The following is a 17037-nucleotide window of genomic DNA, read 5'->3' as shown; positions in this document are numbered from 1 at the left end:
CTCCTTGATCGCGATGGGAACAGTCTAACCCGCCGGCCGGGTGGCCGGAGAGCCAATGATGGTCATGGCCACCATAGCCGCTATGCATGACATGCCGGCGTGCCGGCAGGGTTTCAAGTGGGCCGGGTCACTCCCTGGATGCGGCGAGCAGTCGCACCACGGACTCGGCGCGGTCCGCCAGCAGCTCGGCACAGCGCTCCAGCGCCTCGTCCAGCCCCATGGGACCGTCGGCCAGGGCGAAGGCGGCGGTAACCCCCTCCTCGAGGGCGGCCTGCCAGCCCGGTGCCAGTCGCCCGGCCAGCACCACCACCGGCACCCCCTTCCCCCTTGCCGCGCGGGCCACGCCCACCGGGGTCTTGCCGGCCAGGCTCTGGCCGTCCAGCTGGCCCTCGCCAGTGATCACCAGGTCGGCGTCATCCAGCAGCGCCTCGAAGCCGGCCTGGGCCATCACCAGTTCGATGCCCGGGCGCAGGGTGGCGCCCAGGAAGGCGCGGGCGGCGAAGCCCATGCCGCCGGCGGCCCCGGCACCGGGCAGCTCGCGATGCTCCTCGCCCAGGGCCGCGGCGGTCACATCGGCGAAGCGTTCCAGAGCGGCGTCCAGCCGCACGACATCGTCCGGGGTGGCACCCTTCTGGGGGCCGAACACGGCGCTGGCACCCCGCTCACCCAGCAGGGGATTGTCCACGTCCACGGCGGTCTCCACCCGAAGGTCGGCCAGCCGCGGATCCAGCCCCGAGAGGTCGAGCTCGGCCAACTGTGCGAGTGCGGCGCCGCCGGGAGGCAGGTCGCCTCCGTCGGCATCCAGGAGCCGGGCGCCCAGCGCCTCCAGCATGCCGGCGCCGCCGTCGTTGGTGGCGCTGCCGCCCAGGGTGAGCAGCAGCCGCTCGGCGCCGGCGTCCAGCGCCTCGCGGATCAGCTCGCCCACGCCCAGGGTGGTGCTGTGCAGGGCGGTGCGCTCGGCCGGGGCCAGTGCCTGGAGGCCGCTGGCCTCGGCCAGCTCCACATAGGCGGTGCGGCTGCCCGCCTGCCAGCCCCAGTCGGCCCGGGTCTCGCGCCCCAGGGCGTCGTGCACCCGGGCGGTGCGCCGTTCGGCCCCGGTGGCGGCCAGCAGGGCGTCCAGGCTGCCCTCCCCGCCATCTGCCAGCGGGCACTCGACGCTGGTGATGTCGCCGCCGAGGCGCCGGATGCCGCAGGCGATGGCATGGGCCGCCGCCTCGGCAGGCAGGGCATCCTTGAAACTATCCGGGCAGATGAGGATCTTCATGGGCGGGCTCGTGTCGCGGGTTTCCGGCCCAGCTTAGCCCTCCCGGGCGGTGTGCTGAAGCCCGACGTTTCCACGGCCCGGAGCGATGCGTACACTGCCCCTATCCATTCAGCGGAGATTGCCCATGCGCCCCTGGCTGCTGCTTCCCGTGCTGGGATTCGTGCTGGTGCTGGCCGGATGCCAGACCACGCCCTCCACGCTGCCGGCGGCGGAGCCTCGCCCCGCGGCGGAGTGCCGCTGGCCGCTCGGCGACCAGGCTCCTCGGTCGCTGGTACGCGCCGCCGTCGACGCCCTGGAGGCCGAGGGCTTCCTGATTCGCCACACCGACCTGACGCTGGGGCTGGTGAGCGCCGAGCGGACGCGCATCCTGCCCGGCTACGGGGACCGCTACGATGGCTGGGAGACCCGCGGGATGTTCGGAGGGATCGGCATCGGCGGCGGCCGGGGCGGAGTGAGCAGCGGGGTGATGATCGGCTTCGGCGGCGTGGGCAGCCTGACCCGCGATGCTACCCAGCTGGAGCGGGTCTCGCTGCTGGCCGGCGATGGCGAGGTGCGGGTGAGCCGCGATATCCAGGTGATCGACTGGCGCGGCGAACTGGCCGAGGCGCGCAGCGCCAGCACCGCCGAGTTCTGCCAGCGGCTGCGCGGCGCCATCGAGGCGGGAGGTGTCCGATGAGCCGCCTGCTGCTGGCACTGCTGTTCGCTGCGCTGCTGTCGGGCTGCGCCACGCCATCCCCCCGGGAGATGCCCCGGGAGCTCGACGTTCCCTTTGCCCCCGACGCCACGCTGCGCGCCTCGGCCCAGGTGTTGATGGCCAACGGCTATGTGGTGCGCCATGCCGATGCCGAGCTGGGTCGTCTGGAGGCGGTGTTCTCGCGCTGGCCCGGCTACCGGGTGCGGGTGGCGGTCTCGGGGGAGGGCGAGCAGAGCCGGGTGAGCCTGGCGGCGACCCGGGGCGGGCGGCCGATGCCGCCGCAGACCCTGGACCGCCTGCTGGTGGAGTTGCAGGAGCAGCTGGGCAGGGGGCGTTGAACCCCAGTTCCGGCTCACCTTTTCGCATGGCGTGAAGCACAAGAGAGAGATCATGTTCGATGACCCGCGACGCCACCTCGCCCTGGCTGCCACGCTGCTGCTGTGCCTGGCCATGAGCGGCCTGGCACAGGCTCACCCCCATGGCTGGATCGACCTGCGCATGCGCCTGGTGGTGGATGACGAGGGGCGCCTCACCGGGCTGCACCAGGCCTGGCGCATGGACCCCTTCTACAGCCTGGTGGTGCTTGAGGAGCTGGGGCGCGCCGAGGGCGAAGGCGGCCTCGAGGCAGGCCTCGACCAGCTCGGCCTCGAGATCCGCAACAACCTGGTCGACCAGGGTTACTTCACCGAGCTTCGCCTCGACGGCGAGCCCCTGGCCCTCGCCGAGGTCAATGACTACACCGTGCTGGAGCGCGGCGGGCGGGTGGAGTTCATCTTCCTGCTGCCGCTGGAGACCCCGACGGCGCTGAACGGCCGGATGCTGCGCTACCAGGTGTTCGACCCGACCTACTACATCGAGGTGGTGCACGAGGAGGAGGACGGTGCGCCGGCGGGCGACGCCCTGGCGCTGGGCGGCGAGCTCGACTGCGAGGCGCATATCCTGCCCGCCGACCCGGATCCCGCGAAGGTGATGGAAGCCGCGATGCTCGACGTCACCGACGAGGCCGAGCCCGGGCTCGGTCGCCACTTCGCCGAGACCGGGGAGGTGACATGCCGCTGACCCGAACCCGCCTGGCATGGCTCGTCGGTGGCCTGCTGATGGCCGCTCTGGCCTGGCAGCTGCTGTTGCAAGGGGGGCTCCAGGGGCTCAGCCTGCAGCTGGTGGCCTGGCAGCGTGACTTCCACCGGGCGCTGACCCTGGCCATCACCGAGCTCTCCGGAACGCCCTCGCCGGCCACCTGGATGACCCTGCTCGGCATCAGCTTCGGCTACGGGGTCTTCCATGCCGCCGGCCCTGGCCACGGCAAGGCGGTGCTGACCACCTACCTGCTCTCCCAGGGCGGCGCGCGGCGCCGGGCCCTGGCGCTCTCCTTCGCCGCCTCGCTGCTGCAGGGGCTGGTAGCCATCGCCCTGGTGGTGGTGCTGGTGCACGGCCTGGGCTGGCTGACCCGCCAGGCCATGGGCAGCGTGGCCTGGGTGGAACAGGCGAGCTTCCTCATGGTGACCCTGGTGGGGGCCTGGCTCTGCCTGAGGGCCATCCGCCAGCTGCGCGCCACCTCGGCCGTGGCGGGGGCCACCGCGGGCGAGGCGCATCGCCCTCATGGGGCCCATGGCCATGATCATGATGCGGCCTGCTGCGGGGGGCACCACCATGTGGATCCGCAGCAGGCCGGGGAGTGGCGCACCGCGCTGGCCACGGTGGTGGCCATCGGCATCCGCCCTTGCAGCGGGGGGGTGTTGCTGCTGGGAGCGGCCAGCCTGCTCGGCAACTTCGCGGTGGGGGTGGCGGCGGTACTGGTGATGTCGCTGGGCACCGCGCTCACCGTCTCGGCCCTGGCCCTGGCCAGCGTGGTCGCCCGGGGCTGGGCGGAGCGTCGCCTGGCCGGCCAGCGCCAGGCGCGTCGTGCCGGTCGCCTCCTCGGCTGGGCCGCCCTGGCGGGCGGGCTGGCCATCATGGCCCTGGGGGTGTCGCTGACCCTGACCGGCGTCAGCCAGCCGGCCAGCGCGCCGCTGCTGGGCGAGCCGCCCTCGCGCGGGGCGCCCGCCGAGTCGGTGCCGGCGGGTCACCCCTTCGGCGGCTGAGCCGGCGCCGGCTCGAGCTCCAGTCCCTCCACCTCGGCCAGAAGGCGGTCGCGCATCTCGGCCAGGGCGTCCATGTCGTAGGGGGTCGCCTCGCCCTGGCCCCATACCGGCCCCGGCCAGGCATCGTCACCCTGGCGTCGGACGATCACGTGCAGGTGCAGCTGGGCCACCACGTTGCCCAGGGTGGCGATATTGAGCTTGTCGCCCCCCATCACCTCCTTGAGCACGCGCCCCACCGCCGTTCCCTCCCGCCACAGCTGCTGCTGCTCGTCCTCGTCGAGATCGAAGACCTCGCTCGCGCCATGGCGGCGCGGCACCAGCACCAGCCAGGGGTAGCGGGTGTCGTTCATCAGCCGCAGCTGGCAGAGCGGCAGCTCGGTCACCGGGTAGGTGTCCGCCACCAGGCGGGCGTCCGTTTCGAAATCGGCCATGGGCGGTCTCCTCTCACGTGGCACTTTCCTGTCGGCATCATGGCACACAACGCCCGGCGAGTTTCCCCCTCGTGGCGGGGGGATTATGCTGTGCGGCCTGCCACCGGAGGACAAGGATGCCCGCATGACCCTGCTCGAAGCGCTCGCCCTGCTGGCGATCGGCACCGTGGCCGGCTTCATCAACGTGCTCTCGGCGGGCGGCTCGATGCTGACCCTGCCGCTGCTGATGTTCCTGGGCCTGCCGGCTCAGGAGGCCAACGGTACCAACCGCGTCTCGATCGTGCTGCAGAGCCTCTCCGCAGTGACCAGCTTCTTCCGCGCCGGTGCCCGCCATGTGGCGCTGTCGCTGCGGCTCTCGGTGCCGGCGGTGGTCGGCTCGCTGATCGGGGCCTGGCTGGCCCTGCAGACCGGCGATGCCCTCTTCGAGGCGATCCTGATCGCGGTCATGGCGGGGTCGGCGGTGCTGATGCTGCTGCCCCAGCCGCGCCTGGCGACCCGCCCGCTCACGGCGGAGCGCCTCACGCCGGCGGTCACCCTGGCGATGTTCGCCATCGGCCTCTACGGCGGCTTCATTCAGGTCGGGGTGGGCGTGCTGTTCCTGGTGGTGCTCTACCGCATGCTCAAGATCGACCTGGCCCAGGTGAATGTCTTCAAGGTGCTGATCATCCTGGTCTATACCCTGCCGGCCCTGGCCCTGTTTCTGGTCAACGATCAAGTGCGCTGGGGCTATGGCCTGGTGCTGGCTGCCGGCAGCATGCTGGGCGCCTGGCTGGCGGTGAAGGTCAACATGAGCCCGCGGGGGGCCTTCGTGGTGAAGTGGCTCACCGTCGCAGTGATCGTCGCGATTATCTTGCGGCTGCTGCTGGGATAGCGCGGCAGAGTGCCGCCGGTAGTGCTAGATTGCATATGGGTATCCAAGATCCACGGGCAAGGAGGCAACTCAATGAAACGCACCATGGCCATCGTGCTGCTGTCGCTGTTCACCCTCTCGCTGCTTTCTGGCTGCAACACCTGGCGTGGTGTCGGCGAGGACATCGAGGAGGGCGGGGAAGCGATACAGCGTTCCACCGACTGATCCGCTGCAAGGAACTGCCACAGGCCGGAGCGGGGGACCCGCTCCGGTCTTTTCATCAAGGAAGAGGAGAAGGCCATGCCCCTCAAGCTGCTTCCCGCCGTCATCGCCAGCCTGCTGCTGGTCGGCTGTGCCGGGATGAGCTCCCCGCAGCCCCATGAATCGGCGCCGCCGCCGCCCCGGGTGGAGACGAGTGCCGCCTGCGGGGCGGAACACGTGCAGGATCGGGTCGGGCGCGAGTACAGCGAGGCGCTGGGCGAGTCGATCCAGCGGGAGAGCCGGGCGGCGAGCCTGCGCGTCATCCGCCCCGGCCAGGCCGTCACCCTCGACTATCGCAGCGACCGCATCAACGTCCGCCTGGACGCGGACGATGTCATCACCGAGATCGGCTGCGGCTGACGCCTCACTCCACGCCGTGCTCCGCCTGGGTGCGGCGTTCCTCCTCCTCGGCCTGCTTGCGCAGCTTCTTGCGCAGGGCCGCCTTCTCGAAGCGCAGCTTCTGCAGCCGGGTCGTCAGCGCCAGCGGGGGCACCGGCGCCGGCCTGCCGTCGTCGTCCACCGCCACCATGGTCAGGTAGCAGCTGTTGGTGTGGCGGATCACCTTGTGGCGGATGTCCTCGGCGACCACCTTGATGCCGATCTCCATGGAGGAGCGTCCCACGTGGTTGACGCTGGCCAGGAAGGTGACCAGCTCGCCGACGTGGATCGGCTGCTTGAACAGGACCTGGTCCACGGAGAGGGTCACCACATAGTGGCCGGCATAGCGGCTGGCACAGGCATAGGCCACCTCATCGAGCTTCTTGAGGATGGCACCGCCATGCACCTTGCCGCTGAAGTTGGCCATGTCGGGAGTCATCAGGACGGTCATGCTCAGCTCGTGCTGACCGGGCAGGGCAGTCTCTTCCATGGGCGGGGTCCTCGTGGCAGGGGGCTCAGGCATCGCCGGGCTCATCGTCGTGATTGCGGCGCCGCTGGGGTGGGTGAGGGGGACGCCAAGGCCAGTGGCCTTCCACCTCCACATGGAGGGTGAAGCCGAGGAAGGCGCGGATCAGCACCACGGCGGCCAGGGTAGCCACCTGCTCGCCGCTGTTCATGACGATCACCGTCTTGATCAGGTCGCCGGCGATCAGGAAGTCCAGCCCCAGCAGGATCGAGCGACCGATGCCGTGGCGATACTCCAGGTAGGCGTGGCGGTTGTCGTAGAAGTTGCGGTGCTTGAGGAAGCGCCAGGTCGCGATGGCAAAGCCCGCGACGATGATCATCACCCCCAGCGTCTCGATGACCAGGGTGACGGTCGTGATCACGGCGAGGAAGAGCGACATCGGAGGGCTCCCGTCGGGCGGGCCGGCGGCCCGTGAAACACGATCCCCGGCGCCGGGCCGGGGATCCTCGGGGCAGGGCGGGGCTCAGAACCAGGTGAGGCCCACCGAGATGATCGCCCCGGTGATGAACAGCTGGATCAGGCAGAAGCCCATGATGTCCTTGGCCTTGAGGCCGGCGATGGCCAGGACCGGCAGCGCCCAGAACGGCTGCAGCAGGTTGGTCCAGGCGTCGCCCCAGGCTACCGACATGGCCACTCGGGACACGTCCACGCCCAGTGCCTCGGCGGCAGGCAGCATGACCGGCGCCTGCACGGCCCACTGGCCGCCGCCGGAGGGCACGAAGAGGTTGACGATGCCGGCGCTGATGAAGGACCAGAAGGGCAGCGAGGTCTCGGTGGCAAAGGAGACCAGCGCCTCGGACATGGTGGCCGCCAGGCCGGACTGCACCATGATCGCCATGATCCCCGCGTAGAAGGGGAACTGGATCACGATGCCGGCGCCGCCCTTGATCGCCTCGTTGAGGCTCTCGAGCAGGCTGCGCGGGGTGCGGTGAAGCACGATGGCCAGGGACAGGAACAGGAAGTTGACGATGTTCAGGTTGAGGCCACCGCCGCGCAGGAAGAAGTGGTCGAGGAGGAAGAGCACCCCGGGGATGCCGACCAGCCAGGCCAGGATGACGCTGTTCTCGAGACGCTCGGCCGGTCGGGTGATCCGTACCCGGGTCTCTTCGTCATCGCCCAGCAGCTTGGGGTCGACGTAGACGCTCTCGTTTTCGTCGGGGAGCATCAGCCGGTTGACCAGCGGGATGGCGATGAACAGGCAGGCCACGATGGCCAGGTTGAAGAAGGCGAAGATGGTCGAGCCGGTGCCGATCACGCCGATCTGGTCGGCGCTGAAGTGGCCGTCGGTGGCGATGGTCAGCGGGATGGAGCCGGCCAGGCCGCCATGCCAGACCACGAAGCCGGAGTAGGCACTGGCCACCAGCAGGCGGTAGTCCACGCGCACCAGGCGAGCGAGCTCCTTGGCGAACAGCGCCCCCACCACCAGGCCGAAGCCCCAGTTGATCCAGCTGGCGGCCAGCGAGACATAGGTCACCAGCAGGATGGCGCCGCCGGGCCCCTTGGCCAGGGCGGCCAGGCGCTGCAGCAGCTTCTTCACCGGCGGCGAGCTGGCCAGCATGAAACCCGTGACCAGCACCAGCAGCATCTGCATGGAGAAGGTCAGCAGGTTCCAGAAGCCGTCGCCCCACATGCGCATCACCGCCAGCGGGGTCTGGCGCTCCACGGCGATGGCGGCGGCCGCGGCGATGATGGTCAGCAGCAGCACGAAGATGTAGGGGTCGGGCAGGTAGCGTTCGACCAGCTTGACGGCCGGTCTCGACAGGGCCTTGAGCATGGATGTTCCCTTCTTCTGTTATCGATATTGGCGTGTCACACAGAAAGTAGCGCAGTGACAGGCAGTTGCGCCACCCTTGCCTCAACGTTCGGGCCCCCGTGGGGTCCTGTCATGAGGTTGGCGAGGCGGCATCCGGGCACCAGCGGTGGCGGCGGTGGTGCCGGTAGTAGGCGCCCAGCACCGCCGAGCGCACCACGGCGAAGAGCAGGAAGGCCAGCCACAGGCCGTGGTTCTCCAGCGCCGGGGGCAGCATGGCCTGCAGCAGCCACCAGGCGGGCAGGTAGGCGGCGAGCCCGGCGAAGATGCTGTTGCGCATCTCGCGGATCGCCGTGGCGCCGATGAAGACCCCGTCCAGCAGGTAGCTCCACACCGCGATCAGCGGCATCGCCACCATCCAGGGCAGGTAGTCGCCGGCGGTGGCACGCACCTCCGGCAGGCCGGTGAGCAGGGCGATCAACCACTCGCCGCCCAGGGCGAAGGCCAGCGAGGCCGCGCCAGCGGTGAGCAGCGAGAAGCCGGCCGCGCTGCGCACCGCCTGGCCGAACTCGTCCCAGCGCCGGCGGCCCACGGCGCGACCGGTGATCGCCTCGGCGGCATGGGCGAAGCCGTCCAGGGCGTAGCTGGTCAGCATGATGAACTGCAGCAGCACGGCATTGGCGGCGAGCACGGTGTCGCCCTGAACCGCGCCCCGGGAGGTGAAGAAGGCCATGGCGAACAGCAGCCCCATGGTGCGCACGAAGAGGTTGGCATTGACCGAGAACAGCTCGGCGTAGGCGCTGAGCCTCAGCAGCCGTTCGCGCAGGAAGCGGCCCTCCAGCAGTTTCAGCTGGCGCGACACCAGCCACAGGCCGAAGGCCAGGGCGGTATAGTCCGCGATCACCGTGGCCCAGGCCACGCCGTCGCTGGTCATGCCCAGCCCCACCACGAAGACGAGATCGAGGACGATATTGACGCCGTTGGTCAGCACCAGGATGGCCAGCGTCACCCGGGAGTTCTGCTGGCCCAGGAACCAGCCGAGGATGGCGTAGTTGGCCAGCACCGCCGGTGCCGAGAGGATGCGGATCTGGGCATACTCGGCGGCCAGGGCCGTGGCCACCTCGCTGCCGTCGAGCAGCCACAGGCCCAGCGCGATCAGCGGGCGGGAGAGCAGGATCAGCAGCGCGCCGATGCCGGCAGCCAGCAGCAGCGACTGGCCCAGCAGGTTGCGCACCTCGCCGTCGTTCTCGCGGCCCACCGCCTGGGAGGTCAGCCCGGTGGTGCCCATGCGCAGGAAGCCGAAGCCCCAGTAGAGGAAGCTGAACAGGGTGGCGCCCAGGGTCACCGCGGCCAGGTAGCGGGAGTCCGGCAGGTGGCCCACCACGGCGGTATCCACCAGCCCCAGCAGGGGCACGGTGATATTGGAGAGGATGATCGGCCAGGCCAGCGCCCAGATGCGACGGCGAGCGGCCTCGGGGCGGGCGGCGTCGGGGGTGGAGCGGTTCACGACAGTCCTGCGGGCGGCGAAAACGCGCCATCTTGGCGCCGCCCATCCCGTAACGCAACCGCCCCGCGCGAGGGCGGGGCGGCGGCAGGGCAGTGGCGATGGCTCAGAAGCGGTAGCCGATGCTGGCGGAGATCAGGTCGATCTCGAAGTCCTCGCCGCTCTCGCTGATATCGTAGCGCTCGAACTCGGCTCGAATAATGACGCGCTCGACCTCGTACTCGGCACCGATGCCATAGTACGGGTCGGTGCCGTCTTCGCCACCAGATTCCCGATAAGACTCCCCGTCAATATTCGCATTGAGGCTTAGATCGCCATCCCAGGCAATCAGGCCCAGCTTGCCGAAGACACTGAAACCATTCTGGATCGGCAGCTTGCCAACCAAAGCAGCCGTGAAACCATCCACGCCCAGCTTCAGTTCGGCACTGTCACCGCCTCCTGCACCACTGGCAGTGAAGTCACCGAAATCCACATAGCTGGCTTCGATGGCGAAGTTGGGGTTGAACTGGTATCCGACAAACAGCTTGTAGCCGGTATCGCTGTCATCGGTATTGGCACCAATGCTGCCGAGCCAATCAAGGGTATCGTTATCCAGCTTGGAGTAACCCAGGCCGGCACCCACATAGGGGCCTTCATCGGGGTTGTACTGATAGCTCTGGGCAAGGGCGGGGGTGGCGACCAGGGTGGCCAGGGCGGCGGTGGCGATCAGACGTTTCATCATGCGCTCCATTGCATGGTGGGGCAGGCGGGGCCTGCGGGTTGGGCTGGCGGCGAAAGCCGACTACCCTGATGTAAGATCCTGTGAAAGGATGTAACCTCGGGCATTCTAGAAGCTAACAATGGTTAGTGCCATACCCGGCGTATCGGTTGGCTGGTACTGGCAGGGCGACAACGGCAGCAGAGACTGCAGGGAGCAGGGGAGTGAAAGCGATGGGCAAGCGGACCGTATTCTTCTTCATACTGGCGCTGGTGGTGGCGCTGGGCAGCACGCCGGCGGTGGCCCAGCAGCAGCGGATGGAGGCCCAACCCAGCGGCGGGGCCATGGTGGCCGATGCGCTGATCGCCCGGCCGCTGCTGGCGGTGGCCACCGTGGCCGGCACCGCGGTGTTCCTGGTGTCGCTGCCCTTCACCGCCCTGGGGGGCGGGGTGGACACCGCCGCCGAGACGCTGATCAAGACCCCGGCCGAGGCGACGTTCCGGCGCTGCCTGGGCTGCACCGTCAGCAAGCGCGCCGACGAACTGTAGGGGAAGGCCCGGAACGCAGAACGCCCCGCACGATGGCGGGGCGTTCTGCGTTGCAGCAGGGGGCAGGCGGAGACCGGGCCTCAGGCCGCGGTGATGAGGCGATACTTCGCCATCAGCTCGTCATGGCTCTCCTTGCGCTCGGGGTCCAGCGGAATGCAGTCCACCGGGCACACCTGCTGGCACTGCGGCTCGTCGTAGTGGCCGACGCACTCGGTACACAGGTTGGGGTCGATCACGTAGATCTCCTCCCCCGGCGAGATGGCGCCGTTGGGGCATTCGGGCTCGCAGACGTCGCAGTTGATGCACTCGTCGGTGATCATCAGGGCCATGGGGTACCTCACGGAAGTCTCTGGCCGGCGCGATGGGCGTGCCCCGGCAGGGTGCTGTCTCGGCGCGGGTCAAGCCCGACCGTTCTGGTCAGGTATTGTAATGGCTCTTCAGCGCCGCGGCGACCCCGGGATGCACGTGCTGCGACACGTCGCCGCCCAGCTTGGCGATCTCGCGGATCAGGGTGGAGGAGATGTAGGAGTTCTCCACTGCCGGTGTCAGGAAGACGGTCTCGAGTTCCGGCATCTGGGCGCGGTTCATGTTGGCGAGCTGCAGCTCGTACTCGAAGTCCGAGACCGCCCGCAGGCCGCGCAGCAGGATGCGCGCCTGCTGCGCCTTCATGAATTCGGTCATCAGCCCCGAGAAGCCCACCACCTCGACGTTGTCCAGGCCGGCGACCACCTCGCGGGCCAGGGCGATCCGCGAATCGATGTCGAACGCCGGCCCCTTGCCGGGACTCGAGGCGATGGCCACCACCACCTTGTCGAACAGGTGCGCAGCGCGCTCGATCAGGTCGAAGTGCCCATTGGTGATGGGGTCGAAGGTGCCGGGATAGACGGCGATGTTCATCGGTGTCAGTCCTCGAGTCGGCCGAAGGGGTTGTCCACCGCCAGCGAGACGGGGCGGGCATACCCGGGAATGCGGATGCAGGTATCGCTGACCTCCAGCTCGGGGCCCTCCAGCACGCCCTCGCCGAAGCGGTAGCGGGCCTGGAACCGGCCGAGGTCGGCGCGGCGGCGATAGTCGGCGGCGGCCTCGCGGGTGGCCTCGCGACGGGCCTGCCAGGCGGCCACGGCGGTCTCGCCATGGCGCTGCACCAGCAGCCGCTCGGTCACCCCCGGGGAGAGCACCACGCCGGTGGCATTGTTGCCGCCGAAGCCCTTGGCATTGATGAAGGCCGCGTCCGCGGCGAAGCGCAGCGGGTCGCGGGAGAGCCGCAGGTGCTCCGCATGGACGTCATCGGCCACCGCATCCAGGGTGGCGATGCCCGGCAGCAGGCCGTGGGCGAAGCTGCCCAGGGCGCTGGCCATCTGGTCGCCGGCGGCGCTGCCCTGGGAGTGGCCGACGTAGGCCTTGACCGCCACCACCGGCCAGTCGTGGATGCCGTAGGCCCGGGCCACCAGGTCGAAGACATGGGACTCGGTCACCCGGTTCTTGGGGGTGCTGGTGCCGTGGGCATGCAGGAAGGTGCGCTCGCGCAGGGCGCGCTCGCCCAGCATGTCGCGCACGAAGGCCGCGGCCTTGCCCAGGGTGATGTAGTTGCCGATGCCGGGGGCGGAGATAGAGCGCTTCCAGCCATCGGCGTTGACGAACACGGCGGGCACGCTGCCGAGGATCTCGGCCCCGACCTCCAGCGCCAGGCTGTCGTCCATCAGCATCACGAACTGGCTGGATTCGGCGATGGTGAAGCCGCAGTTGCGGGCGAAGGGGCGGCAGGCGCGCTGGTAGTCGGCATCGGTGAGCAGCTCCAGGGCGTCCAGGGCCTTGAGGCTGTCGTCGTCGGCCAGGGCGCCCATGGCGCGGAAGCCCTCGATGATCTCGGGCGTGACCGGGGCGTCGGCGGTGCCGACCATCACCACCCGGCGGCGGCCGGCCTGGATGTCGTCCACCCCCAGGCGCAGGTTGTAGAGGAAGCTGGCGCAGGCGCCCAGCGCCGCGCCGGTGCCCCCCACGCTGCCCAGCACGTAGGCGTTGAGGAAGTCGGCGGGCATCTGGCCATAGCCCAGCGGCATCTGCTTGGAGGTGGCCCGGTTGCCGGAGACGAAGCTCTTGAGCAGGCCGCCCCAGCCCTCGTCGTCGAGCTGGCCGATGGAGTTGCCGGCATAGACAGCGACCGCGTCGGGGTCGAGCCGGTCGCGCAGGCTGTCCCAGGAGAGGCCGCTGTCGCCGAGGCAGTCGCTGGCGGCGAAGATCGCCATGGAGAGCCCGCGGGGGTGGTGCACGCTGCGGTAGAGCGTGCTGGGCTCGAAGCCCGAGGGCAGCTGGCCGGCGGCGCGCACCTGGGCCTGGCGGGTCTCGGGCAGCATCACGTCCATGTGGCCGGCGGGAACGGTGACTTCCAGGGTGTGGCGATCGAGCTCGCGTACCTGCCAGGTGGGCGGCAGGTCGTCCGGCAGCTGGCGACGGCGGATGCGGAAGATCAGGGGGGAGTCCAGGGCGAGGCTGGCCCGACGGTTGGCCGGCAGGCCCTCGTCATTGAAGCGGGGGTCCTCGATCCGGCGGATCAGGGTGTGGTCGAGCACCTGCTGCCGGGTCTGGGCGACGATGGAGGCCGCGTCGAGCGGCTGGCCCATGGCATCCTTCCAGCTGCCGTCCTCCTGGCCGCTGGCCAGGCGCATCATGGCTGCCAGGCCCAGCAGGGTCCGGGCCTGGTCGTCTTCGGACAGGGCGTCGAGCACGGTGCGCCGGAACGCCTGGTGGCCCGAGGTTCTGCCGGCGGGATTCACACCGCCCATGCCGACGATCACCGGTAAATGTGACAAGCCGGGTTCCTCGTTGTGCTGTTGATGTCTGCGAGTCGTTATAGGTATCAGGCCATGGATCATAGCACCCGGCCCGCGGCGGCGTCATGCGGCGGCGGCGGCCATCGGGCGCCGGCCGGGACCGGCCGGCAGTGAAACGAATGTTTGAAAATCACGCTCCGCCATGCCAGGATGAAACGGCTGTTTGAGTCATGCGAGTGGTCATGGGCGCGCCTCACCGGGGTGCGCCCTTTTTTCATTCCCGGCGACGCGCCGGGCAACGACCTGCCCGAGCTCGTCGAGGCTGGTAGAATGCCTGGCCCTGTCGTCGTCCGGTTGCCGCCATGCCTGCCAGCTCCCGCGCCATCGTCACCAACCAGTCCGGCCCCCACGAGGACCTGGCGCGCCGGGTGTCGCGTGCCCTCGAGCACCCGCTGCGCAAGCCGGTGGCCGATCATACCCGTGAGGCCTTCGCGGCGGCCTCCCGCTGGCTCGCCGCTCGCGCCGACCGGCCGCTGATCCTCGATGCCGGCTGCGGCGTGGGGCTCTCCACCCGCCGGCTGGCCGAGCGCTTTCCCGATCATGCGGTGATCGGCGTCGATCGCAGCGCCGACCGGCTGTCCCGTGACCATGGCGCCCTGCCCGACAACGCCCTGCTGGTGCGCGCCGACCTGGTGGACTTCTGGCGCCTGGCGCTGGCCGCGGGCTGGCGCCCGGCGCGCCACTACCTGCTCTACCCCAACCCCTATCCCAAGGCGGCCCACCTCAAGATGCGCTGGCAGGGGCACCCGGTGTTCCCGGTGATCCTGGCCCTGGGCGGCCGGCTGGAGCTGCGCTCGAACTGGCGCCTCTACGTGGAGGAGTTCGCCCTGGCGCTGACCCAGGCGACCGGGATCGTGGCGGAGGCGTCGCGCTACCGGCCGGGCGACGCCTTCCTGACGCCCTTCGAGGCGAAGTACCACGCCAGCGGCCAGGCGCTCTGGCGGCTGGTGGTGGACCTGCCCCACGCCCCCGACCGGGTTCCCGTCCTGCAAGGAGAGTCCTGATGCCCTTCGTCTACCTGGCCCTGGCCATCGTCGCCGAGGTGGTCGGCACCACCGCCCTCAAGGCTACCGACGGCTTCACCCGGCTGTGGCCCAGCGTCCTGGTGGCGGTCAGCTACCTGCTGGCCTTCTACCTGCTGTCGCTGGTGCTGCGCAGCATTCCGGTGGGCATCGCCTATGCGGTCTGGGCGGGGCTGGGGATCGTGCTGGTCGCCGCGGTGGGGGTGGTGGTCTATGGCCAGCGTCCCGACCTGCCCGCGCTGCTGGGCATGGCGATGATCATCGGCGGCGTGGTGGTGATTCAGCTTTTCTCCTCGGTCTCGGGTCACTAGGCTAGAGCCCGTTCATTCCCTGGCTGCCGGGTAACGTTTCATGTCCGTGATGCTGCGACTCCCCCTCCTGCTGGCCCTGCTGCTGCCGCTGGCCGCCCACGCCTCGGGCTTCGCCGAGCTCGGCCGGCTGGCCGACAAGGGCTTCCTGATCGGCGCCGAGGCCCGCCTGCTCGACGACCGCGAGGTGCTGGGGGCCATCGAGCCCGAACGCCAGCTCTCGCCGGCCTCGGTGAGCAAGTCCTACCTGGCGGCGGCGGCGCTGGATCGCTGGGGCCCCCAGCACCGCTTCACCACCCGCCTGGTCAGCGAGGCGCTGCCCGATGGCGAGGGAGTCCTGAAGGGTGACCTGATCCTCGACGGCGGCGGCGACCCCTCGCTGACCACCGAGGACCTGTGGCGGCTCACCCAGCGCCTGCACCAGCGTGGCGTGCGCCGGGTGGAGGGCCGGCTGGTGGTCAGCCAGTGGCGGTTCGGGCCGGTGGAGTGCATCACCACGGATCGCTGCGATGCCCGCCAGCGGGTGGCCAATGCCTACAGCGCGCTGCTCTCCTCGGCGGGCGTCAACTACGGCAGCTGGTGCGTCAGCGTGGCGCCGGCGGCCTCCCCTGGCCAGCCGGCACGGGTCACCAGCTGCGACAGCCAGGCGGCCCTGGTGGAGATCGACAACCGGGTCGAGACGAAGCCCGACAACAGCGGCACCGAGCTCAACGCCGAGCGGGTGACCCGCGAGGGGCGTGACGTGATGGTGGTGCGCGGCCAGATCTCCACCAACGCTAGGCCCCGTGACATCTATCGGGCGAGCTCCGACCCGGCCGGCCAGACGGCCGCGACCCTGCTGGCGATGCTCGAGCAGGCCGGCATCGCGGTGCGTGAGGGGGCCATCACCAGCGAGGCCGAGCCGCCGGCCGCGGCCCATGCCCTGGCCGCGGTGGAGGGCCGGCCGCTGCAGGAGCTGCTGCTGCGGGTCATGAACTACTCCAACAACTTCATGGCCGACATGCTGGCCCTTAACCTGGTGGAGACGCCTCGCGGCGACCTTCGCCTGGGGGGCTCGGCCATCGAGACGTTCGTCGCCGGCATTCCCGACCACGGCCCGCTGACCCTGCTCAGCGGCAGCGGGCTGACCCCCGAGAACCGCACCTCGGCCCGCGGTGCCAACGCCCTGCTGGAGAGCATGTTTCACCGTGCGGCGCTCTTCCCCAGCTTCGTGGCCACCCTGCAGTCGCCCGACAACGGGGTGATGCGCTTCATCCGCCGGGGCCCGCCCGCCTTTCAGCAGCAGGTGATGCTCAAGACCGGCACCCTCAACCAGCCGGTGGCGGTGCGCGCCCTGAGCGGCTACTTCCGCACCCGCAGCGGGCGCTGGGGGGTGTTCAGCGTGCTGGTCAACGGCACCGGCAGCACACCTTACCTGAGCTGGTCGCAGGTCCTGGACCCGCTGTCGCTGGACCTGGAACGCATGATCGAGGCGCATTGAGGACATGGCATGAAACCTGGACACACCGGCTGGCGGCACCTGATCCACTCCACCCGCTATTCCCTCAAGGGGCTGCGGGCGGCGTGGCGCAACGAATCGGCCTTCCGCCAGGAGCTTGCCCTCTGCGGGCTGCTGCTGCCGCTGGCCTGGTGGATCGGCCAGGGGCCGGTGGAGTGGATCCTGCTGGTCGGCAGCTGTCTGCTGGTGCTGATCGTGGAACTCATCAACAGCGCCATCGAGAGCGTGGTGGACCGCATCGGCACCGAGCACCACGAGCTCTCCGGGCGCGCCAAGGACATCGGCTCCGCCGCGGTGATGCTGGCGCTGTTCCTGGCCGGGTTCACCTGGGTGCTGCTGGCCTGGCAGAAGTTCCTGGGCTGATTCGCCATGCCGGGTGCCGCTGGCGCCTGGG

At 69.8% G+C, this 17037-nt stretch carries 22 protein-coding genes; 12 read left to right on the top strand and 10 right to left on the bottom strand.

Annotated features, from left to right (window positions below; all coding sequences use genetic code 11):
* Positions 1 to 127: 127 nt before the first annotated feature.
* A complete protein-coding gene (locus NFC98_RS16350; protein WP_254275960.1) occupies positions 128 to 1264 on the bottom strand; it encodes a glycerate kinase in 1137 nt (378 codons plus the stop codon).
* Between the two features lie 124 nt (positions 1265 to 1388).
* On the opposite strand from NFC98_RS16350, the gene NFC98_RS16345 reads away from it, so the two are divergent.
* Genes NFC98_RS16345 through NFC98_RS16330 form a run of 4 tightly spaced genes read left to right on the top strand, consistent with a single transcriptional unit; the run spans position 1389 to position 4039 of the window.
* Complete coding sequence (locus NFC98_RS16345) at positions 1389 to 1940, top strand: hypothetical protein (protein ID WP_254275959.1); 552 nt, start codon at positions 1389 to 1391, stop codon at positions 1938 to 1940.
* Complete coding sequence (locus NFC98_RS16340) at positions 1937 to 2296, top strand: hypothetical protein (RefSeq protein ID WP_254275958.1); 360 nt, start codon at positions 1937 to 1939, stop codon at positions 2294 to 2296. Before NFC98_RS16345 ends, NFC98_RS16340 begins: the two co-directional genes overlap by 4 nt.
* Positions 2297 to 2348: 52 nt before the next feature.
* Positions 2349 to 3017 (top strand): DUF1007 family protein, encoded by a 669-nt coding sequence (locus tag NFC98_RS16335; protein WP_254275957.1) that lies wholly within the window; start codon positions 2349 to 2351, stop codon positions 3015 to 3017.
* The gene (locus tag NFC98_RS16330) at positions 3008 to 4039 is read left to right on the top strand and encodes a nickel/cobalt transporter (protein WP_254275956.1); all 1032 of its coding nucleotides are present in this window, start codon (positions 3008 to 3010) and stop codon (positions 4037 to 4039) included. Before NFC98_RS16335 ends, NFC98_RS16330 begins: the two co-directional genes overlap by 10 nt.
* Here NFC98_RS16330 and NFC98_RS16325 read toward each other — a convergent pair.
* Positions 4021 to 4470 carry an HIT domain-containing protein gene (locus tag NFC98_RS16325; RefSeq protein ID WP_254275955.1) on the bottom strand — a complete coding sequence of 150 codons (450 nt, stop codon included), beginning with the start codon at positions 4468 to 4470 and terminating at the stop codon, positions 4021 to 4023. The genes NFC98_RS16330 and NFC98_RS16325 overlap by 19 nt on opposite strands.
* A 124-nt stretch (positions 4471 to 4594) precedes the next feature.
* On the opposite strand from NFC98_RS16325, the gene NFC98_RS16320 reads away from it, so the two are divergent.
* From NFC98_RS16320 to NFC98_RS16310, 3 genes are all read left to right on the top strand, one after another.
* Positions 4595 to 5341, top strand: a complete 747-nt coding sequence (locus NFC98_RS16320) for a sulfite exporter TauE/SafE family protein (protein WP_254275954.1) — start codon at positions 4595 to 4597, stop codon at positions 5339 to 5341.
* A 72-nt stretch (positions 5342 to 5413) separates the two neighbouring features.
* The gene (locus tag NFC98_RS16315; RefSeq protein ID WP_254275953.1) at positions 5414 to 5545 is read left to right on the top strand and encodes an entericidin A/B family lipoprotein; all 132 of its coding nucleotides are present in this window, start codon (positions 5414 to 5416) and stop codon (positions 5543 to 5545) included.
* Between the two features lie 75 nt (positions 5546 to 5620).
* Complete coding sequence (locus NFC98_RS16310; protein WP_254275952.1) at positions 5621 to 5941, top strand: I78 family peptidase inhibitor; 321 nt, start codon at positions 5621 to 5623, stop codon at positions 5939 to 5941.
* Positions 5942 to 5945: 4 nt separating this feature from the next.
* Here the strand turns inward: NFC98_RS16310 and NFC98_RS16305 are convergent, their stop codons facing one another.
* From NFC98_RS16305 to NFC98_RS16285, 5 genes are all read right to left on the bottom strand, one after another.
* A complete protein-coding gene (locus tag NFC98_RS16305; RefSeq protein ID WP_254275951.1) occupies positions 5946 to 6449 on the bottom strand; it encodes an acyl-CoA thioesterase in 504 nt (167 codons plus the stop codon).
* A gap of 25 nt (positions 6450 to 6474) precedes the next feature.
* Positions 6475 to 6864 carry a DUF1622 domain-containing protein gene (locus tag NFC98_RS16300; RefSeq protein ID WP_254275950.1) on the bottom strand — a complete coding sequence of 130 codons (390 nt, stop codon included), beginning with the start codon at positions 6862 to 6864 and terminating at the stop codon, positions 6475 to 6477.
* 84 nt (positions 6865 to 6948) lie between these two features.
* Positions 6949 to 8259, bottom strand: a complete 1311-nt coding sequence (locus tag NFC98_RS16295) for a short-chain fatty acid transporter (RefSeq protein ID WP_254275949.1) — start codon at positions 8257 to 8259, stop codon at positions 6949 to 6951.
* A gap of 109 nt (positions 8260 to 8368) precedes the next feature.
* Positions 8369 to 9742 carry an MATE family efflux transporter gene (locus NFC98_RS16290; protein ID WP_254275948.1) on the bottom strand — a complete coding sequence of 458 codons (1374 nt, stop codon included), beginning with the start codon at positions 9740 to 9742 and terminating at the stop codon, positions 8369 to 8371.
* A 103-nt stretch (positions 9743 to 9845) separates the two neighbouring features.
* Positions 9846 to 10457, bottom strand: coding sequence for an outer membrane beta-barrel protein (locus NFC98_RS16285; protein WP_254275947.1), 612 nt, complete (start codon positions 10455 to 10457; stop codon positions 9846 to 9848).
* 212 nt (positions 10458 to 10669) lie between these two features.
* Between NFC98_RS16285 and NFC98_RS16280 the strand changes: the two genes are divergently transcribed.
* Positions 10670 to 10984, top strand: coding sequence for a hypothetical protein (locus NFC98_RS16280; protein WP_254275946.1), 315 nt, complete (start codon positions 10670 to 10672; stop codon positions 10982 to 10984).
* A gap of 80 nt (positions 10985 to 11064) precedes the next feature.
* On the opposite strand, the gene NFC98_RS16275 is transcribed toward NFC98_RS16280, so the two are convergent.
* The 3 genes from NFC98_RS16275 to NFC98_RS16265 all read right to left on the bottom strand — a co-directional run bounded on the left by NFC98_RS16275 (position 11065) and on the right by NFC98_RS16265 (position 13767).
* Complete coding sequence (locus NFC98_RS16275) at positions 11065 to 11313, bottom strand: YfhL family 4Fe-4S dicluster ferredoxin (protein ID WP_183333757.1); 249 nt, start codon at positions 11311 to 11313, stop codon at positions 11065 to 11067.
* A gap of 88 nt (positions 11314 to 11401) precedes the next feature.
* Positions 11402 to 11881 carry a pantetheine-phosphate adenylyltransferase gene (coaD, locus tag NFC98_RS16270; protein WP_254275945.1) on the bottom strand — a complete coding sequence of 160 codons (480 nt, stop codon included), beginning with the start codon at positions 11879 to 11881 and terminating at the stop codon, positions 11402 to 11404.
* 5 nt (positions 11882 to 11886) lie between these two features.
* Positions 11887 to 13767: a beta-ketoacyl synthase gene (locus NFC98_RS16265; protein ID WP_254277865.1), complete on the bottom strand. Its 1881-nt coding sequence runs from the start codon at positions 13765 to 13767 to the stop codon at positions 11887 to 11889.
* A gap of 350 nt (positions 13768 to 14117) precedes the next feature.
* Between NFC98_RS16265 and NFC98_RS16260 the strand changes: the two genes are divergently transcribed.
* Genes NFC98_RS16260 through NFC98_RS16245 form a run of 4 tightly spaced genes read left to right on the top strand, consistent with a single transcriptional unit; the run spans position 14118 to position 17006 of the window.
* On the top strand, positions 14118 to 14819 hold the full coding sequence (locus NFC98_RS16260; RefSeq protein WP_254275944.1) for a methyltransferase domain-containing protein: 702 nt from the start codon (positions 14118 to 14120) through the stop codon (positions 14817 to 14819).
* Positions 14819 to 15148 (top strand): multidrug efflux SMR transporter, encoded by a 330-nt coding sequence (locus NFC98_RS16255; RefSeq protein WP_302055079.1) that lies wholly within the window; start codon positions 14819 to 14821, stop codon positions 15146 to 15148. Before NFC98_RS16260 ends, NFC98_RS16255 begins: the two co-directional genes overlap by 1 nt.
* A 49-nt stretch (positions 15149 to 15197) precedes the next feature.
* A complete protein-coding gene (gene dacB / locus NFC98_RS16250; protein ID WP_254277863.1) occupies positions 15198 to 16625 on the top strand; it encodes a D-alanyl-D-alanine carboxypeptidase/D-alanyl-D-alanine-endopeptidase in 1428 nt (475 codons plus the stop codon).
* 9 nt (positions 16626 to 16634) lie between these two features.
* On the top strand, positions 16635 to 17006 hold the full coding sequence (locus NFC98_RS16245; protein ID WP_183333751.1) for a diacylglycerol kinase: 372 nt from the start codon (positions 16635 to 16637) through the stop codon (positions 17004 to 17006).
* The last annotated feature ends 31 nt before the right edge of the window (positions 17007 to 17037 follow it).

The organism is Halomonas sp. 3H (assembly GCF_024206005.1).
In the GTDB taxonomy this organism is placed as follows: domain Bacteria; phylum Pseudomonadota; class Gammaproteobacteria; order Pseudomonadales; family Halomonadaceae; genus Halomonas; species Halomonas campaniensis.
This window is presented reverse-complemented; position numbering and strand designations above follow the sequence as displayed.

Coding starts and splice junctions, on each gene's coding strand:
- NFC98_RS16285 (WP_254275947.1), bottom strand. CDS start 10,457: ATGAAACGTCTGATCGCCACCGCCGCCCTGGCCACCCTGGTCGCCACC.
- NFC98_RS16310 (WP_254275952.1), top strand. CDS start 5,621: ATGCCCCTCAAGCTGCTTCCCGCCGTCATCGCCAGCCTGCTGCTGGTC.
- NFC98_RS16260 (WP_254275944.1), top strand. CDS start 14,118: ATGCCTGCCAGCTCCCGCGCCATCGTCACCAACCAGTCCGGCCCCCAC.
- NFC98_RS16325 (WP_254275955.1), bottom strand. CDS start 4,470: ATGGCCGATTTCGAAACGGACGCCCGCCTGGTGGCGGACACCTACCCG.
- NFC98_RS16340 (WP_254275958.1), top strand. CDS start 1,937: ATGAGCCGCCTGCTGCTGGCACTGCTGTTCGCTGCGCTGCTGTCGGGC.
- NFC98_RS16305 (WP_254275951.1), bottom strand. CDS start 6,449: ATGGAAGAGACTGCCCTGCCCGGTCAGCACGAGCTGAGCATGACCGTC.
- coaD (WP_254275945.1), bottom strand. CDS start 11,881: ATGAACATCGCCGTCTATCCCGGCACCTTCGACCCCATCACCAATGGG.
- NFC98_RS16255 (WP_302055079.1), top strand. CDS start 14,819: ATGCCCTTCGTCTACCTGGCCCTGGCCATCGTCGCCGAGGTGGTCGGC.
- NFC98_RS16335 (WP_254275957.1), top strand. CDS start 2,349: ATGTTCGATGACCCGCGACGCCACCTCGCCCTGGCTGCCACGCTGCTG.
- NFC98_RS16345 (WP_254275959.1), top strand. CDS start 1,389: ATGCGCCCCTGGCTGCTGCTTCCCGTGCTGGGATTCGTGCTGGTGCTG.
- NFC98_RS16275 (WP_183333757.1), bottom strand. CDS start 11,313: ATGGCCCTGATGATCACCGACGAGTGCATCAACTGCGACGTCTGCGAG.
- NFC98_RS16280 (WP_254275946.1), top strand. CDS start 10,670: ATGGGCAAGCGGACCGTATTCTTCTTCATACTGGCGCTGGTGGTGGCG.
- NFC98_RS16300 (WP_254275950.1), bottom strand. CDS start 6,864: ATGTCGCTCTTCCTCGCCGTGATCACGACCGTCACCCTGGTCATCGAG.
- NFC98_RS16295 (WP_254275949.1), bottom strand. CDS start 8,259: ATGCTCAAGGCCCTGTCGAGACCGGCCGTCAAGCTGGTCGAACGCTAC.
- NFC98_RS16320 (WP_254275954.1), top strand. CDS start 4,595: ATGACCCTGCTCGAAGCGCTCGCCCTGCTGGCGATCGGCACCGTGGCC.
- NFC98_RS16245 (WP_183333751.1), top strand. CDS start 16,635: ATGAAACCTGGACACACCGGCTGGCGGCACCTGATCCACTCCACCCGC.
- NFC98_RS16315 (WP_254275953.1), top strand. CDS start 5,414: ATGAAACGCACCATGGCCATCGTGCTGCTGTCGCTGTTCACCCTCTCG.
- NFC98_RS16330 (WP_254275956.1), top strand. CDS start 3,008: ATGCCGCTGACCCGAACCCGCCTGGCATGGCTCGTCGGTGGCCTGCTG.
- NFC98_RS16350 (WP_254275960.1), bottom strand. CDS start 1,264: ATGAAGATCCTCATCTGCCCGGATAGTTTCAAGGATGCCCTGCCTGCC.
- NFC98_RS16265 (WP_254277865.1), bottom strand. CDS start 13,767: ATGGGCGGTGTGAATCCCGCCGGCAGAACCTCGGGCCACCAGGCGTTC.
- dacB (WP_254277863.1), top strand. CDS start 15,198: ATGCTGCGACTCCCCCTCCTGCTGGCCCTGCTGCTGCCGCTGGCCGCC.